The sequence below is a fragment of the Corynebacterium sp. 2571A genome (assembly GCF_055700935.1).
The window spans coordinates 597,440-614,242 of the sequence record NZ_JASTTE010000002.1; the positions used below are offsets into that span (position 1 = coordinate 597,440).

16 protein-coding genes are annotated in these 16,803 nt (G+C 67.2%); 14 read left to right on the plus strand and 2 right to left on the minus strand.

Going from position 1 to position 16,803, the window contains the following annotated elements:
• The first annotated feature begins 25 nt into the window (after window positions 1-25).
• From rimP to QQS53_RS06250, 9 genes are all read left to right on the plus strand, one after another.
• Complete coding sequence (gene rimP / locus QQS53_RS06210) at window positions 26-583, plus strand: ribosome maturation factor RimP (protein ID WP_472775009.1); 558 nt, start codon at window positions 26-28, stop codon at window positions 581-583.
• Window positions 584-598: 15 nt separating this feature from the next.
• The gene (nusA, locus tag QQS53_RS06215) at window positions 599-1,615 is read left to right on the plus strand and encodes a transcription termination factor NusA (protein WP_472775010.1); all 1,017 of its coding nucleotides are present in this window, start codon (window positions 599-601) and stop codon (window positions 1,613-1,615) included.
• A gap of 133 nt (window positions 1,616-1,748) precedes the next feature.
• A complete protein-coding gene (locus QQS53_RS06220) occupies window positions 1,749-2,108 on the plus strand; it encodes a YlxR family protein (RefSeq protein ID WP_472775011.1) in 360 nt (119 codons plus the stop codon).
• A 107-nt stretch (window positions 2,109-2,215) separates the two neighbouring features.
• Window positions 2,216-5,020, plus strand: coding sequence for a translation initiation factor IF-2 (gene infB, locus QQS53_RS06225; protein ID WP_472775012.1), 2,805 nt, complete (start codon window positions 2,216-2,218; stop codon window positions 5,018-5,020).
• 164 nt (window positions 5,021-5,184) lie between these two features.
• Window positions 5,185-5,622, plus strand: coding sequence for a 30S ribosome-binding factor RbfA (gene rbfA, locus QQS53_RS06230; RefSeq protein ID WP_070768491.1), 438 nt, complete (start codon window positions 5,185-5,187; stop codon window positions 5,620-5,622).
• Window positions 5,623-5,626: 4 nt separating this feature from the next.
• The gene (locus tag QQS53_RS06235; protein WP_472775013.1) at window positions 5,627-6,595 is read left to right on the plus strand and encodes a DHH family phosphoesterase; all 969 of its coding nucleotides are present in this window, start codon (window positions 5,627-5,629) and stop codon (window positions 6,593-6,595) included.
• A gap of 53 nt (window positions 6,596-6,648) precedes the next feature.
• Entirely contained in the window at window positions 6,649-7,989 is a 1,341-nt protein-coding gene (locus QQS53_RS06240; RefSeq protein WP_472775067.1) for an MATE family efflux transporter, read from the plus strand.
• A 38-nt stretch (window positions 7,990-8,027) separates the two neighbouring features.
• Window positions 8,028-8,837: a metallophosphoesterase family protein gene (locus QQS53_RS06245; protein WP_472775014.1), complete on the plus strand. Its 810-nt coding sequence runs from the start codon at window positions 8,028-8,030 to the stop codon at window positions 8,835-8,837.
• Window positions 8,838-8,839: 2 nt separating this feature from the next.
• Window positions 8,840-9,508, plus strand: coding sequence for a 4'-phosphopantetheinyl transferase family protein (locus QQS53_RS06250; protein WP_472775015.1), 669 nt, complete (start codon window positions 8,840-8,842; stop codon window positions 9,506-9,508).
• A 42-nt stretch (window positions 9,509-9,550) separates the two neighbouring features.
• On the opposite strand, the gene truB is transcribed toward QQS53_RS06250, so the two are convergent.
• Window positions 9,551-10,444 carry a tRNA pseudouridine(55) synthase TruB gene (truB, locus tag QQS53_RS06255; protein ID WP_472775016.1) on the minus strand — a complete coding sequence of 298 codons (894 nt, stop codon included), beginning with the start codon at window positions 10,442-10,444 and terminating at the stop codon, window positions 9,551-9,553.
• Window positions 10,445-10,482: 38 nt separating this feature from the next.
• Between truB and QQS53_RS06260 the strand changes: the two genes are divergently transcribed.
• From QQS53_RS06260 to QQS53_RS06280, 5 genes are all read left to right on the plus strand, one after another.
• The gene (locus tag QQS53_RS06260; protein ID WP_472775017.1) at window positions 10,483-11,511 is read left to right on the plus strand and encodes a bifunctional riboflavin kinase/FAD synthetase; all 1,029 of its coding nucleotides are present in this window, start codon (window positions 10,483-10,485) and stop codon (window positions 11,509-11,511) included.
• A gap of 33 nt (window positions 11,512-11,544) precedes the next feature.
• A complete protein-coding gene (locus tag QQS53_RS06265; RefSeq protein ID WP_472775018.1) occupies window positions 11,545-12,477 on the plus strand; it encodes a nucleoside hydrolase in 933 nt (310 codons plus the stop codon).
• Window positions 12,478-12,608: 131 nt separating this feature from the next.
• The gene (gene rpsO / locus QQS53_RS06270) at window positions 12,609-12,878 is read left to right on the plus strand and encodes a 30S ribosomal protein S15 (protein WP_070768484.1); all 270 of its coding nucleotides are present in this window, start codon (window positions 12,609-12,611) and stop codon (window positions 12,876-12,878) included.
• A gap of 257 nt (window positions 12,879-13,135) precedes the next feature.
• Entirely contained in the window at window positions 13,136-15,388 is a 2,253-nt protein-coding gene (locus QQS53_RS06275; RefSeq protein ID WP_472775019.1) for a polyribonucleotide nucleotidyltransferase, read from the plus strand.
• A 67-nt stretch (window positions 15,389-15,455) separates the two neighbouring features.
• Window positions 15,456-16,088, plus strand: a complete 633-nt coding sequence (locus QQS53_RS06280) for a DUF1707 SHOCT-like domain-containing protein (protein ID WP_472775020.1) — start codon at window positions 15,456-15,458, stop codon at window positions 16,086-16,088.
• Between the two features lie 40 nt (window positions 16,089-16,128).
• On the opposite strand, the gene QQS53_RS06285 is transcribed toward QQS53_RS06280, so the two are convergent.
• Window positions 16,129-16,791 carry an AMIN-like domain-containing (lipo)protein gene (locus QQS53_RS06285; protein WP_472775021.1) on the minus strand — a complete coding sequence of 221 codons (663 nt, stop codon included), beginning with the start codon at window positions 16,789-16,791 and terminating at the stop codon, window positions 16,129-16,131.
• Between the last annotated feature and the right edge of the window lie 12 nt (window positions 16,792-16,803).

Below are 16,803 nucleotides of genomic sequence, written 5' to 3' on the forward strand. Positions count from 1 at the left end.
ACCCGGTCGGGTTAGGCTGGAGGTTATGGCTTTCCCAGACTCGGCAACATTGACTGATTTCGTGCAACCGCTCATCCAGGACCGCGGCCTCGACGTCGAAGACATCAAGACCACGCGGGCGGGCAAGAAATCCCAGGTAATCATCCGTGTGGACGGGGATAAGCGGCCGACCTCGGACGTGCTGGAGGAGGTCTCGGATCTCATCTCCCAGCGCTTTGATGCCGCCGAGGACGCCGGCGAGCTCAACTTCGGCGCCGGCTACACCCTGGAGGTCTCCACCCCGGGCGTGGACCTGCCGCTAACTGCCCCACGGCACTTCCGCCGCAACCAGGCCCGCCAGGTGGCCGTCGAGCTGGCCGATGCCCCCGGCCAGCGCACCGTCTGGCGCCTGGGCGCGCTCAACGCGGATAACACCGAGGTCATCGTGGTCCGCACCGTCAAGAAGGACCTCGAGGTAGAGATCCTGCGATTGGCTAATATCGCCCGGGCAGTGGTAGAAATTGAATTCGCGCAACCTTCAGCCGCCGAGCTGGAAGTAGCGCGCGAAGACTTTGCACATGCGGCCGAGCGCGCCTCGGCCTAACGAGAGGATCGACAAGTGAATATTGATCTGGCGGCACTGCGGGCCATCGAGAAAGAGCGCGAGGTTCCGGTTTCCGAGCTGCTGCGTTCCATCGCGGGCGCACTGCTGAGCTCCTACCTGGACTACCGCGGCGGCTCGGCCGGCGACAACGCCAAGGCCCGCGTGGACATCGACTCGGAGACCGGCGAGGTCGCCGTCATCGTCAGCGAGCTGGACCCGGAGACGGGGGAGCTGGCCACCGAATACGATGACACGCCGGAAAACTTCGGCCGCGTCGGCGCCCGGGCGGTCCGCGAGGCCATCTACGGCCGCCTGCGCATGGCCGAGGCCGACCGCACTTTCGATTCCTACTCTCACATCCAGGGCACCGTGGTCTCCGGCATCGTTGAGCGCGAAGCCACGCTGAACGCCCGCGGCATCATCGTCGTGCAGCTGGGCACCGAGGCCGAGCCGCAGGACGGCATCCTGCTGCCGGCCGAGCAGATCCCCGGCGAAAAGCTGGAGCACGGCGACCGCGTCAAGGCTTACGTCGTGGGCGTGAGCCGCAACGGCACCAACGTCCAGATCAACCTCTCGCGCACCCACCCGGAGCTCGTCCGCGGGCTCTTCGAGCTCGAGGTGCCGGAGGTGGCCGATAAGGCCGTGGAGATCCTGGCGATCGCCCGCGAGGCCGGCCACCGCTCGAAGGTTTCCGTCCGCGGCACCGTCAAGGGGCTCAACGCCAAGGGCGCGTGCATCGGCCCGCGCGGCCAGCGCGTGAACAACATCATGCGCGAGCTTGGCGGCGAGAAGATCGACATCATCGACTACCACGATTCCCCGGAGGTCTACGTCGGCAACGCCCTGGCCCCGTCCAAGGTGGTGCGCGTCGAGGTGCTCGACCCGGACGCCCAGGTCGCCCGCGTGACCGTGCCGGACTACCAGCTGTCCCTGGCCATCGGCAAGGAAGGGCAAAACGCCCGCCTGGCCGCGCGCCTGACCGGCTGGAAGATTGATATCCATTCGGACGCGGACGCCGCCGCCCACGAGTAGGCGCGAGCTGTCCTAGGCCCCACACGCGGAGTGTGGGGCCTAAGTTCATTTTTAGTCCACTTTGCCGTAAACTATTGGACGGCCCTAACGCGGCCAGGTTTCATGGAGTAAAGCCAAGATTCGGAGGTAATGAGTGCAAGCTAATCGGGCCCGTCCCATCCGGCTTCGCACTTGCATCGCCCACCGAACCACGCATCCGGACTCGGAACTGTTGCGAGTGGTGGCAACCACCACCGCGGACGGCGCGGTCATCGCCGTGCCTGACCCGCCGCGCTCGCACCCGGGGAGGGGAGCGTGGATAAATCCCACCCTGGCCGCCTACGAGCTAGCGGAGAAAAGGCGCGCCTTCGGGCGGGCTCTTCGCGTGTCTGCAGCTGTGGACACAGGTCAGATTCGAAAGTACTTGGAGGCCAAAGCCGCCAAGGAACCGCATGCCGCGGCCGGCGACGGCCGCGGGGAAGACCCTGAGATTGTAAGGAAGACCGAACACTGATGAGCGCACAACGATGAAGCATCAGCGATGAAAGTCCTACGTAAACCCTAGGGGTCATGACCGCCTTTCCGGCGCTTATGGCCTCTAGCTAACCCAAGAGGAGACAAGTGGCCGGAAAGCTACGTGTTCACGAGCTGGCTAAACAGCTCGGTGTAACCAGCAAGGAACTGCTCGCAACCCTGAAGGAACAAGGCGAGTTCGTCAAGACCGCCTCGTCCACCATCGAACCGCCGGTGGTCAAGAAGATGCGCGCCCACTATGAGGCGCAGGGCGGCGGCGACAACGCCGCCGAGCAGAAGTCCGCCAACCAATCCAAGCCCCAGCCGGGCTCTGGCAAGGCTGCCCCGAAGCCGGGCTCGAACAAGTCCGCCGCGCCGAAGCCGGGGGCCGGTAAGTCCGCCCCGAAGCCGGGCGCTGGCAAGGCTGCACCCAAGCCGGGCGCGCCGAAGCCGGGTGCTGGCAAGGCAGCTACCCCGAAGCCGGGCCAGGAAGCCCCGAAGCCGGGCGCAGGTAAGTCCGCACCCAAGCCGGGCGCTGGCAAGTCTGCCCCGAAGCCGGGCCAGGGCCGCGGCGAGAACAAGTCCCGCGGCGGCGAGCGCCCGACCCCGGGCAACGCCATGCCGCGCCCGATGCCGAAGCCGGGCGGCACCCGCCGGGTGGCCAACAACCCGTTTTCCACTGGCGGCTCCAACGAGTCGCGCGGTGGCGGCAAGGGCGGCCCGCGTCCGGGCGGCACCAAGGGCCCACGTTCCGGTGGCAACAAGCCGGGCCAGGGCCGCGGTGACAACAAGCCGCGCGGCGGCCAGTCCTCCGGCGGTCAGGGCGGCGGTCGCCGTCCTACCCCGGCGATGATGCCGTCGCACCCGAACCCCGCTTCCATGCCGTCTAAGTCCGCCAATGGCGGCGGTGGCGGCCGGGGTGGTCGCGGCCGCGGTGGCGGACCGGGCCACGGTCCGGGTGGCTTCCGCGGTGGCCGCGGCGGCCGTCGCGGCGGTACCGCCGGCGCATTCGGCCGTCCGGGCGGCGCACCACGCAAGGGCAAGAAGTCGAAGCGTCAGAAGCGGCACGAGTTTGAGGAGCAGCAGAAGCACGTCGTCGGCGGCGTTCGCCTGCCCGACGGTGGCGGCAAGACCGTGCGTCTGCGCCGCGGTGCTTCGCTGGCGGACTTCGCCGAGAAGATCGGCGCGGATCCGGCCGCCCTGGTCCAGGCGCTGTTCAACCTGGGCGAGATGGTGACCGCTACCGCCTCCGTCTCGGAGGAGACCCTGCAGCTGCTGGGCGCCGAGATCAACTACAAGGTCGAGGTCGTCTCCCCGGAGGACGAGGACCGCGAGCTGCTCGAGTCCTTCGACCTGCAGTTCGGTGAGGACGAGGGCGACGAGGAAGACCTCGCCAAGCGCCCGCCGGTGGTCACCGTCATGGGCCACGTCGACCACGGTAAGACCCGCCTGTTGGACACCATCCGTAAGACCAACGAGCGCGAGGGCGAGGCCGGCGGTATTACCCAGGGCATCGGCGCCTACCAGGTGGACGTGGAGGTCGACGGCGGCGATCGCGCCATCACCTTCCTGGATACCCCGGGCCACGAGGCCTTCACCGCCATGCGTGCCCGCGGTGCCAAGTCCACGGACCTGGCCATCCTGGTCGTGGCCGCTGACGACGGCGTCATGCCGCAGACCATTGAGGCCATCAACCACGCCAAGGCCGCGGACATCCCGGTCGTGGTCGCGGTGAACAAGATCGATAAGCCGGAGGCGCAGCCGGACAAGATCCGTGGCCAGCTCACCGAGTACGGCCTGGTTCCGGAAGAGTACGGCGGCGACACCATGTTCGTGGACATCTCCGCCAAGGCGGGCCAGAACATCGAGGAGCTGCTGGAGGCGGTCGTTCTGACCGCGGACGCGGCCCTCGAGCTGACCGCCAACCCGGACATGGACGCCCAGGGTGTGGCCATCGAGGCCTACCTGGACCGCGGCCGCGGCCCGGTGGCGACGGTCATCGTCCAGCGCGGTACGCTGCGCGTCGGTGATTCCATCGTCGTGGGCGACTCCTTCGGTCGCGTGCGCCGCATGCTCGACGAGTTCGGCAACGACGTGGACGAGGCCGGCCCCTCCCGCCCGGTCCAGGTCCAGGGTCTTAACGGCGTGCCGGGTGCCGGCGACAACCTGCTGGTGGTCGAGGACGACCGCGTGGCCCGCCAGATCGCTGCCCAGCGCGACGCCCGCAAGCGCTCCGCTATGCAGGCCAAGGCCCGCAAGCGCGTCTCCCTGGAGGATCTGGACGCGGTGCTGAAGGAGACTTCGACGCTGAACCTTATCCTCAAGGGCGACAACGCCGGTTCGGTCGAGGCTCTGGAAGACGCCCTACTGGACATCAAGGTCGACGACGAGGTTCAGCTCAACGTCATCGACCGCGGTGTCGGTGCGGTCACCCAGACCAACGTCACCCTGGCAGCGGCCTCCGACGCCGTCATCATCGCCTTCAACGTCCGCGCTGAGGGCAAGGCGACCAACGAGGCCAACCAGGAGGGCGTGGATATCCGCTACTACACGGTTATCTACCGCGCCATCGAGGATGTGGAGAAGGCCCTCAAGGGCATGCTCAAGCCCATCTACGAGGAGCGCGAGACCGGCGCGGCCGAAATCCGCGCGCTGTTCAAGTCCTCCGCCGTGGGCACCATCGCTGGCTGTATGGTCACCGAGGGCCAGGTCAAGCGCAACGGCAAGGTGCGCATCGTGCGCGATGGCAACGTCATCGCCAGCGACGCCCGCATCGAGTCGCTGCGTCACGAGAAGGACGACGCCAACGAGATCAACGCCGGCTACGAGTGCGGCATGGTCCTGTCCTTCCCGGACATCCAGGTCGGCGACCAGATCCAGGCCTTCGAAGAGGTCGAGGTCCCGCGCGACTAGTTCGACCCGAGCCTGCAACTAGCTGGCGCCGACCGGTAGGCCCACTACCGGTAGCGAACGTCCCCGGCACGCTATAGTGCGTGCCGGGGATTTTTCGTTGCGCGGGGAAGATAGAATAGATTAGCTTGAAGATCGATTTTCCCAACTCAGGTCTAGGAGGAACAATGGCAGACCACGCACGCGCGGGACGCATGGCGAAGAGGATTCAGGCAATTGTTGCTAACGCCCTCGAACACAACATCAAGGACCGCCGCGTGGAGCTGGTGACGGTCACCGACACCCGCGTGACCGGGGATCTGCACGACGCGACGGTCTACTACACGGTCCGCGGCCGCGACATCGACGACGAGCCGGACTTCGACGCCGCCGCGGAGGCCCTGCACCGCGCCCGTGGGCAGCTGCGCAAGCTGGTCGGCGACCAGCTGGGCGTGCGGTTTACGCCGACGCTGAGCTTCGAGGTCGACACCGTGCCGGAGTCCTCGGCGCACATGGAACAGCTGCTGGAAAAGGCGCGCGCCCGCGACGCCGAGCTGGCGAAGCTGAAGGAAAACGCCCAGCCGGCCGGCGAGGCGAACCCGTATAAGGAGAAGGAAAGCGAGTAGATCCGTGCTCGAACAGGATTATGAGCGGGTAGCGGCGGCGGTGCGCGCGGCGGAAAGCGTGTGCATCATCACCCACCTGCGGCCGGATGCTGACGCGGTGGGTTCGGCCTGCGCGCTGAATATGGCGCTGCAGCAGTTCGACAAGCCCACCCGCGTGGTCATCGGGCAGCGCCGGGAAGTCTCCCGCAACCTGCTTTCCATCCCCGGCTCGGAGGCCGTTGAGTTGGTCGATGACCTGCCGGACGGCTACGACCTCTACGTCACGGTGGACTGCGGCTCGCTGGATCGCACCGGCTCGCTGGCGTACGCGGTGGAGCAGCAGGCGGCCGCCGGGCGCGTGGTCTGTATTGACCACCACGCCTCGAACCCGGGCTTCGGCTCGGTGAACCTGGTGGACTACGAATGCGAGTCCACCACCGTGGTGCTGTCGCAGATCCTCGACCTGCTCGACGTGCAGATGGGCAAGGACATCGCGCACGCGCTCTATGCCGGCCTGGTCACCGACACCGGCAGCTTCCGATGGGGCCGGCCCGCCATGCACGAGTACGCCGCCCGCCTGATGCACTACGGGCTGGACACCAAGCAGATCGCGGTGGATCTGCTCGACAGCACCACCGCGGCCGATCTGCAGATGCTGGGCCGGGTGCTTTCCGGCGTCCAGGTCGTCGAGGCCGGCTCGCACACGCTAGGCGTGCTGGTCGGCCGCCTGGCGGATATCGGGGATCACTCCGATGCCGCGGTGGAGTCACTGGTGGAATTCGTCCGCGCCCTAGACGGCACGGACATCGGCGTTGTGTTCAAGGAGCAGGCGCCGGGTGTCTTCGCGACCTCCCTGCGGTCTTCGGTCGTGGACTGCTCGGCCATCGCCCTGCAGTTCGGCGGCGGCGGGCACGTGCCGGCCGCCGGCTACACCGCCCACGGCACCCCGGAAGAAATCACTGAGAAATTAGTGGAAGTTGTACGCACGTATTAATGACTAAAGACGAAAACTCTGCCGATACCACCCCCGCCCCGAGCGAGGCCGACATGAGCGGGGCCACCACGACCGGTGGGAAGGTCCCGGAGGTCACCCTGCGGCGCATCCTCGGGCTCGCGCTTCCCGCGCTGGGTGTGCTGGCGGCGATGCCGCTCTACCTTCTGTTCGACACCGCCGTCGTCGGCCGCTTGGGCGCCGAGGACCTAGCGGCTCTGGGCGCGGCGGCCGCGGTGCAGTCGGTGGTGACCACCCAGCTGACGTTTTTGTCTTACGGCACCACGGCCCGCGGCGCGCGGCTGTACGGCGCGGGCAAGCGCGCCGAGGCCGTCGCCGAAGGCATCCAGGCCACCTGGGTCGCGCTGGGCGTGGGCACGGCGCTGGCGGTTATCATGTGGCTTTGTGCCGAAAAGATCACGTGGTGGATGACCGGCAACGCGGATACCGCCGCCCGCGCGGCCCAGTGGCTGCACATCGCGGCTCTGGCCATTCCGATCACCCTGGTGGTTATGGCCGGCAACGGCTGGATGCGTGGCGTGCAAAACACGCGCAAGCCGCTGGTCTTCACCCTGGCCGGTGTCATCCCCGGGGCTATCTGCGTGCCCATCTTCGTCCACTTCTGGGGCCTGCCGGGCTCGGCGGCGGCCAACGTGCTGGGCATGGGGATCGTGGCCACGCTCTTTCTCATCGAGCTGGCCCGGCAGCACGGCGGTTCCTGGAAGGTGCGCCCGCGGGTCATCGGCCGCCAGCTGGTGCTGGGGCGCGACCTCATTTTGCGCTCGTTGAGCTTCCAGGTCGCCTTCCTGTCCGCGGCCGCGGTGGCCGGCCGTTTCGGCACCGCCTCCCTGGCCGCGCACCAGGTCATGCTGCAGCTGTGGAACTTCCTGACGCTGGTCCTGGATTCCCTGGCGATCGCGGCGCAGACGCTTATCGGCGCGGCCCTGGGCGCCGGATCGGCGCAGGCGGCCCGGCGCACCGGCGGGCGCATCATGCACTACTCGGCCGGCTTTGCCGCTGTGCTCGCCGCCATTTTCGCGCTGGGCGCCGGGGTCATCCCGTGGATCTTTACCAACTCGGACGCCGTGGTGGATGCCATGCGCGGTCCCTGGTGGGTCATGGTGGCGATGGTGGTCGCCGGCGGCATCCTCTTCGCCTTCGACGGCGTCCTGCTGGGCGCCGGCGACGCCGCCTACCTGCGCAACATCACCATCGGCTCGGTCCTGGTGGGCTTTTTGCCCGGCATCTGGTTGGCCTACGCCGCGGACGGGGGACTGCTGGGCATTTGGTTGGGCCTCGGGGCGTTTATCGCCTTGCGTACAATCGCGGTGGTATACCGTTTCTACTCCATGCGCTGGGCGGTCATCGAGCCCCGAGCGGTGGAGGACGCGGACTAGCAGCCAACTGAACCGACAGCGAGAACGAGGAGGACCAGGTGCCACGCACCCTGTGGGCGGTCGCGGACCTGCACGCCGCCGTCAAGGCGAACACGCCCCATATCGACGGCCTGGCGCCTGAGAACCCTAACGACTGGCTCATCGTGGCCGGCGACGTGGCGGAGCGCACCGAGCTCGTGCTGCGGGTGCTTCGCCAGCTAAAGTCCCGCTTCGCCGAGGTCATCTGGGTCCCCGGCAACCACGAGTTGTTCAGCCGGTCCGGGGACCGCTGCCGCGGGCGCGACAAATACGACGAACTCGTCGCCGGCTGCCGGGACCTAGGCATCTACACGCCGGAGGATCCGTACCCGGTCTTCGCCGGCCACACGGTGGCAGGCTTATTCACCCTCTACGACTACAGCTTCCGCCGCCCCGGCGTCAGCGTGGAGGAGGCCTTGGCCGCCGCGCGGGAGGCGCAGCTGGTGATGACTGACGACTTCGCCATCGCGCCTTTCGTGGACATTCGTGCCTGGTGCTGGGACCGGCTGGCCTACACGATCAAGCGCTTGTCCCGGATTTCCGGCCCCACGGTGCTGGTCAACCACTGGCCGCTGGTCCAGGAGCCGACACTGAAGCTGGGTATCCCGGAGATCAGCTTGTGGTGCGGCACGCGTCATACCCGCTCCTGGGCCAAGCGCTACGAGGCCTGCGCGGTGGTTTACGGCCACCTGCACATGCCGGGCACAACCGTGGTCGATGGGGTAGAACACCACGAGGTCTCCCTGGGCTACCCGCGCCAGTGGCGCCAGTGGGAAGCTCATTACAACCGGCGGCCGTGGCCTTACCCGGTGCTGCGGGAGGAGGACTGATCATGCTAGAGCCAAGTTTGTTCCCGGATGCCGCCCGGTTTTGTTACGTGCGGACCCGCTCGGAACATTCCGACCTGATGAATTTCCAGGGCCTGCACCCGCTGGAGCAGTCCATCGTGTCCCGGTCGGTCAACGTCCGCAAATCCGAATTCGGCGACGCCCGCTGGTGCGCCCACGAGGCCCTGCGGGAGGCCGGCTACACCGGCAGCGAACCGATCTTGCGCGGCGAACGCGGCAAGCCGCTGTGGCCGGATGGGTTTACCGGTTCCATGACCCACACCGAGGGCTTCCGCGCGGCCGTGGCGGCGCCCACCACGAAGGTGCGCTCGCTGGGGCTGGACGCCGAGCCGGCGGAGCAGCTGCCGGAAGGCGTGCTGGCGATGATTGCCCGCTCCGGCGAGATCCCCCAGCTGGAGAGGCTGCGTGCGGCCGGCGTCCCCTTCGCCGACCGGCTGTTGTTCTGCGCCAAGGAGGCCACCTACAAGGCGTGGTTCCCCATGACGGACCGCTGGCTGGGCTTCGACCAGGCCGAGATCGACCTGCGCGAGGACGGCACGCTGATTTCCTACCTGCTGGTTCGGCCCACCCCCGTGCCGTTTATCTCCGGGCGTTGGATAGTCCGGGACGGCTACGTGGTGGTCGCCACGACGGTGGACATCAACTTTCCCTAAGGGCCAGCCTTAAGCACCGCGGGCCGCCGGGGACGCGAAGCGTTAAAGCGTGGACGGGCGCGCGACGAAGACGGTGGCCAGCCGCTTGCCCTTTTCCTTGACTAGGGCGACCGCGCGGCCGTCGGGGCCGACGGCGGCGTGCGTGCCTTCCAGCCCGCGGGGCTCGAGCCACTGCCCCATGGCGAGCGCGGCCTGCTCGTCGGCGGTGACCTCGAGGACGGGGTAGCAGCGGGTAAGCGCCTCGTCGAGGGAGAGCGATAGGCGGGGAGAATCCTCCAGCTCGTCCAGGGGAGCGGAGTCGTCCAAGTAGAAATTGCCCACGGCCGTGCGCCGCAGGGCGGTCAGGTGCCCGCCGCAGCCCAGCGCTTCGCCCAGGTCCCTCGCCAGGGAACGGATATAGGTGCCGGAGGAACACTCCACGCTGCACTCGATGTCGATCCAGCCGTCGGTGCGGGTGATGGAGTGCACCTCGAAGGAGTGGACGGTCACCGGGCGGGCGGGGATCTCGACGTCCTCGCCGTCGCGCACGCGCTCGTGGGCGCGCTTGCCGGCGATCTTGATGGCGGAAACACTGGCGGGCCGCTGCATGATGTCGCCGCGCAGGTCCTGGATGGCGGCCAGGATGCGGGCGTCGTCGAGCGCTTCGGTGGACCCGCGCGAGGTGATTTCGCCCTCGGCGTCGTCGGTAGTGGTCGCCGCGCCCAGGCGGATGGTGGCCTGGTAGGCCTTGGTGGCCGCGACGAGGTGGGCCAGGAATTTCGTGCCGCGCTCCAGGCCGGCGATGAGCACGCCGGTGGCCATCGGGTCGAGGGTGCCGGCGTGGCCGACCTTGCGGGTGCCGAAGTACCGGCGCAGCCGGGCCACGACATCGTGTGAGGTCATGCCCGCGGGCTTGTCCACAATTACCAGTCCAGAGCTAGCGAGAGGATCCGTCATGGCCTTCGAGTCTAGGGCATGGGCGGCCATGTTCTAGCATGGAGGGCGTGGATATTTGGTATGGAATGGAGGCCATCAGCGACCAGCTGGAGGCCAGCGTGGTCACCATCGGCGTCTTCGACGGGGTACACCGCGGCCACCAGCAGCTGATCGAGCGCACCGTGAGCCGGGCCCACGCCCAGGGCGTCAAGGCCGTCATGGTGACCTTCGACCCGCACCCGGTGACCGTCTTCTTGCCGCAGCGCGCCCCGCTGGCGGTGACGACGCTGCAGCGGCGCTTCCAGCTGGCCGAGCGCTACGGGCTCGACGCGGTGGTCGTCATCGACTTCACCCACGAGCTGTGCGGCCTGAGCCCGCGGGACTACGCCCAGTCGCTCCTGGTCGACAAGCTGCACGCCCAGGGCGTGGTCGTGGGAGCGAACTTCACCTTCGGCGCCGACGCCGCCGGCACCCCGGCCGTCCTTACACAGCTGGGCGAACAGATGGGTTTTACGGTAGATGTCATTGAGCTGCTCGATGACGAGGGCGTGCGGATCTCCTCGACCACGGTGCGTCAGTTCCTGGCCGCCGGCCAGGTCGACCGGGCCAACTGGGCGCTGGGGCGGCACTTCTCAGTCTCCGGGCCTGTGGTCCGCGGGGCCGGGCGCGGCGGCAAGGAGCTGGGCTACCCCACGGCCAACCAGTACTTCCCGGATTCCATCGCCATCCCCGCCGACGGCGTCTACGCCGGATGGTTCACCATCGACGAGCCCGCCGCGCCCATCGAGGGCAACATGGAGGCAGGCGTGGCCTACGCGGCGGCGATCTCCGTGGGCACCAACCCGACCTTCGGGGACGAGCAGCGCTCCGTGGAATCCTTCGTTCTGGACCGCAGCGCGGATCTCTACGGCCACGACGCGACCGTGCAATTTACCGCCCACGTCCGCGACATGGTCAAATTCGACTCCGTCGACGAGCTACTCGAGGCCATGCGCAACGACGTGGCAAAAACCCGCCGGCTGCTGGCCACCGACGCGCAGGCCTGCGGGTGGGAGCCGGGCACCTATTTCCTGGAAGGCGAGAGCTAGCTAGCGCGGATTAGCGCGAGGGAGGACACGTACGTGCGCAAGATCATCCTGGACCTAGACACCGGCATCGACGACGCGCTGGCGCTAGCGCTCGCCGTGGCCCACGAGGACCTCGAGCTCATTGGGGTGCTGGGCACCTACGGCAACGTCGAGGTCGAGGTGGGCGTGCGTAATACCTTGGCGCTTTTAGACCTGCTCGGTTGCGACGACGTGCCGGTTTTCGTCGGCCCGCAGCGGCCGGGCTTTGCGGTCAGCGCGGCCTCGGCCGGCATTCACGGCGCAAACGGCCTGGGTGGGGTAGAGCTGCCCGCGCCCAGTCGCCAGGCACAGCCGGAGCCGGCCGTGGATTTCTTGGTCCGCATGGCGCACCGACACCAGGAAAGCGGCGATATCGTCTTCGTGCCCACCGGGCCGTCGACCACGCTGGCGCGGGCCCTGGACCGCGACCCGGCGGTGGCAAGCCTGCCGGTCGTGATGATGGGCGGGGCCCTGACCGTGCCGGGCAACGTCACCGCCTGGTCCGAGGCGAACGTCTCCCAGGATCCGGCGGCTACCGATGCCGTCGTGCGCGGCTGCCGGGATCTGACGATGGTGGGCCTCGACGTGACCTTGCAGACCCTGCTGACGCGGGAGACCACCCGGGCCTGGCGGGCCGCCGGCACGGCGGCGAGCGTGGCCTATGCCGACATGGTGGATTTCTACCTCGACGCCTATGCGAAAAACTCGCCCCACCTGGGCGGGTGCGGACTGCACGACCCGCTGGCCGTGGCAGTCGCCGCGGAGCCCGACCTGGTCGGCAGCCGGCGGATGCCGCTCAAGGTCGACGCGGACGGGCCAACCATTGGGCGCACCATCGGCGACGAATCCCGGATCGGGGAGGACGCCGGGGTAGCAGTCGCCCTGGATGTCGACGCCGACCGCTTTGTCGACGGCTTCTGTCGGCGGCTCGCTCGCGTGCTCGCGTGATTTGGTGGTTTGTGCCGCTAGCAGCTAAGATTTCCGGATAGCTTTGTGACTGCGGTCCGCAGCAGTTGCGGCGGCGCCTTGGAGGGCGCTTGATTTCATGCGGACTGAAATATGTTTGAGGAGATTATCTCATGGCACTGACCACTGAGAAGAAGGCCGAGATCCTGAAGGAATACGGCCTCCACGAGACCGACACCGGCTCCCCGGAAGCCCAGGTTGCACTGCTGACCTACCGCATCAGCAACCTGACCGAGCACCTGAAGGACCACAAGCAGGATCACCACTCCCGCCGTGGCCTGCTGCTGCTGGTCGGCCGTCGCCGCGGCCTGCTGAAGTACCTGGCTTCCACCAACATCGACCGCTACCGTGACCTGATTTCCCGTCTGGGTCTGCGTCGCTAATTTCCAGCGTCGATTGTCGCATTAGGCGTTGAGCACCTGCCGTGCTCAGCGCCTTTTTGCGATCTCTTTAGCCTTTTCTGCCTCCCCGCCGGCATCCGCTGCGGCGGTGCCGTGCGCTTTCGGGCGCGACTTTAGCGGGCGCGGTTGTATCGGTCCGGCGTTTGTGCTGGTAGTATTGAGCACCGTTGTGTGAATTCAACGTTGTACGACTACCGGCGACACCGACGATTGCCGGATGATGAGGAGAATTAACTTTAATGAGCGCTAACAACGCTGTTGAGTATGTAAACGACGACGACTTCGGTATCACCGAAGCTATCGCCACGCTGGATAACGGGGACTTCGGTACCCGCACGATCCGCTTCGAGACCGGGCAGCTGGCCCGCCAGGCCGACGGCTCGGTGACCACCTACCTGGACGACGACACCATGCTGCTGGCCACCACCACGGCCTCCAACCAGCCGCGGGAGGGCTTCGACTTCTTCCCGCTGACCGTGGACGTGGAAGAGCGCATGTACGCCGCGGGCAAGATCCCCGGCTCGTTCTTCCGTCGCGAGGGCCGCCCGTCCACCGAGGCCATCCTGGCCTGCCGCCTGATTGACCGCCCGCTGCGCCCGACCTTTGTCAAGGGCCTGCGCAACGAGGTCCAGGTCGTTATCACCGTGCTGTCCCAGGCGCCGGATGAGTACTACGACGTCGTGGCCATCAACGGTGCTTCCGCCGCCACCCAGCTGTCCGGCCTGCCGGTCTCGGGCGCCGTGGGCGGCGTCCGCATGGCCTTCATCGCCGATCAGAAGCACCCGGAGGGCCAGTGGGTGGCCTTCCCGAACTCCGAGCAGCACGACCGCGCGATGTTCGAGATGGTCGTGGCCGGACGTATCGTCCAGCGCAAGAAGGGCCGCAAGACCGTCGAAGACGTGGCCATCATGATGGTCGAGGCCGGCGCCGGCGTCAACGTCGCCGAGCGCGTGGCCGAAGGTGCCCCGGCGCCGCAAGAATCCGCCGTGGCCGAGGGCCTAGAGGCCGCTAAGCCGTTCATCAAGACCCTGTGCGAGGCCCAGGCCGGGCTGGCCGAGCGCGTGGCCAAGGAAACTCAGGAGTTCCCGCTCTTCCCGGCCTACTCCGACGAGGTCTTCGCAGCCGTGGAGAAGAAGGCCAGCAAGAAGCTGGAGAAGCTGCTGACCATCGCCGGCAAGCAGGAGCGCGACGAGGCTACCAACGAGCACATGGAGCAGGTCGAGGCCGAGCTTATCGAGCGCTTCGAGGACGAAGACGCCTCCAAGCAGATCCGCAGCGCTTACAACGCGGTGATGAAGGAGATCGTCCGCCACAAGATCCTGACCGAGGGCTTCCGCATCGACGGCCGCAGCGTGACCGACATCCGCGACCTGGGCGTCGAGGTCGAGCTGGTCCCGCGCGCCCACGGTTCCTCCCTGTTCGAGCGCGGCGAGACCCAGATCCTGGGCGTGACCACCCTGGACATGCTGAAGATGGAGCAGCACATCGACTCCCTGACCCCGGTCGAGTCGAAGCGCTACATGCACCACTACAACTTCCCGCCGTACTCCACCGGCGAGACCGGCCGCGTCGGCTCCCCGAAGCGCCGCGAGATCGGCCACGGCGCGCTGGCCGAGCGCGCCCTGCTGCCGGTCATCCCGTCCCGCGAGGACTTCCCGTACGCCATCCGCCAGGTCTCTGAGGCGCTGGGCTCGAACGGCTCGACCTCGATGGGTTCGGTCTGTGCCTCGACGCTGTCGCTGTACAACGCCGGCGTCCCGCTGAAGGCCCCGGTGGCCGGCATCGCCATGGGCCTGGTCTCCGGCGAGGTCGACGGCAAGGAGAAGTTCGTCGCCCTGACCGACATCCTGGGCGCGGAAGACGCCTTCGGCGACATGGACTTCAAGGTCGCCGGTACCTCCGAGTACATCACCGCCCTGCAGCTGGACACCAAGCTGGACGGCATCCCGTCCGCCGTGTTGGCGGACGCCCTGGAGCAGGCTCGCGATGCCCGCTCCGCCATCCTGGCCACCATGGCCGAGGTCATCGAGGGCCCGGACGAGATGTCCCCGCTGGCTCCGAAGATCACCTCCGTCCAGGTGCCGGTCAACAAGATCGGTGAGCTCATCGGCCCGAAGGGCAAGACCATCAACTCCATCACGGAGGAGACCGGCGCCGACATCACCATCGAGGACGACGGCACCGTCTACGTCTCCGCCGAGTCCGGCGAGGCCGCCGACGCCGCCCTGGACAAGATCAACTCGATTGCCAACCCGCAGCTGCCGAAGGTCGGGGAGCGCTTCCTGGGCACGGTCGTCAAGACCGTCGCCTTCGGCGCCTTCGTCTCCCTGACCCCGGGACGCGACGGGCTCATCCACATCTCCAAGCTGGGTGGCGACGAGCGCATCGAAAAGGTCGAGGATGTGGTCAACGTGGGCGACAAGATCCAGGTCGAAATCGCCGACATCGACAACCGCGGCAAGATCTCCCTGGTCCCGGTCGACGAGGACTAATACTCCAGCGACCTAACGATCGATAGTTAAGGGGCCGGAAGGCCCCTTTTCTTGTATCGTTAGATGCATGGACACACCCCGACAACGCGCTGGCGACAGGCAGCGCCACGCAGCCGCTGAGCTGGTCAGCCAGGCCTTCAGCGAAGGCAAGATCAGCTTGGCTGAATTCGACGATCGCTCCCAGCGGGTGTGGGAGGCTACCTACCTCGACCAGCTCACCGAGCTGGTCGGCGATTTGGGGCTAAGCCACGACCTAGACAAGCGTGATTCGCCCGCGCCGGTGCGCAACGCCAACTATCCCGTGGTGGTTCCCAACCGCGAGGGCTCGAAGTTCTCGATCGGCATCATGGGTGGGGCTGAGCGCTTCGGCGGGTGGCACTGCGAGCCCAGCCACTTCGCCTTGAGCATCATGGGCGGCAGCGATCTGGACTTCTCCGAGGCCACCCTCGGCGCGAACCGTGTTGTGATCAACGCCTGGGACCTCATGGGCGGCTCGGAAATTCGCGTGCCGGAAAACTACAACATCCGCCTAGAGGGCTTCGGGATCATGGGCGGCGCGACCGTGAAGAACGGCCCGGGCGTGACCGTCCCGCTCTCGGATGTCCCGGATGACGCGCCGACCATCGTGCTGGTCAACTACGCGCTCATGGGCGGCAGCGACATCATCCGCGTGCCGGCGGTGCGCCGCCGCAAGGACTAATCCCGGAAGTCGGCCGCCTACGTAGAAGACGCCCGCCTATTTAGCCGGCGAAATCGATGACCACGCGCGGCGGGCCATCCATGTACGTCACGGAGTAGGGCACTTTTTCTTTCAGACCCACCACGAACTGGGACTGGGCCTCGAAAGCGCTGGTGAACTGGACCTCTTCGATGACGCCGGCGCCCGGGAAGCTGCCGGTGTCTAAGTATTGTTCCTCCAGCTCCGGCGTGGACGGCCACGGGGTGGGCTCGATCCCTAGGTCTAAGAAGGCGTTGCCGGCTACCTCGACGGGATGGCCGGAGGCCTGCTGGGTGGGCGCGTCGGTGTAGCTGGCGAACCAGCTGGCGGGGCCCTCACCGCTAAATTCAATGACCATGCGGGTAAAGCCGTCGTGTTCCGCGGTGCGCACGCGCACTGGGACCAGCTCGCCGGCGCCCTGGGCCATGTGCTGCTCATCGTCCAGGGTTGGGGTGCCCAGCATCTTCACCCCGTCGGAAGCCCCGGCGGCAGGGGCGGTCGCGCCTTTTTGGACCGTGGAGGATTCGGCCCCCGCGGCGTCGTTATCGGGGGCGCTAGAGGTAGACGTCACGGTGCTGGGGGAGGAGGCACTATTAGCGTTGTCGGAGCTATCGGAATTCGCGCAGCCGGTGAGGACGAGGCCGGCCACCGCGAGGGGAGTGAGGGTAGAGATCCACTGGCGCATAGGGAGTCATCT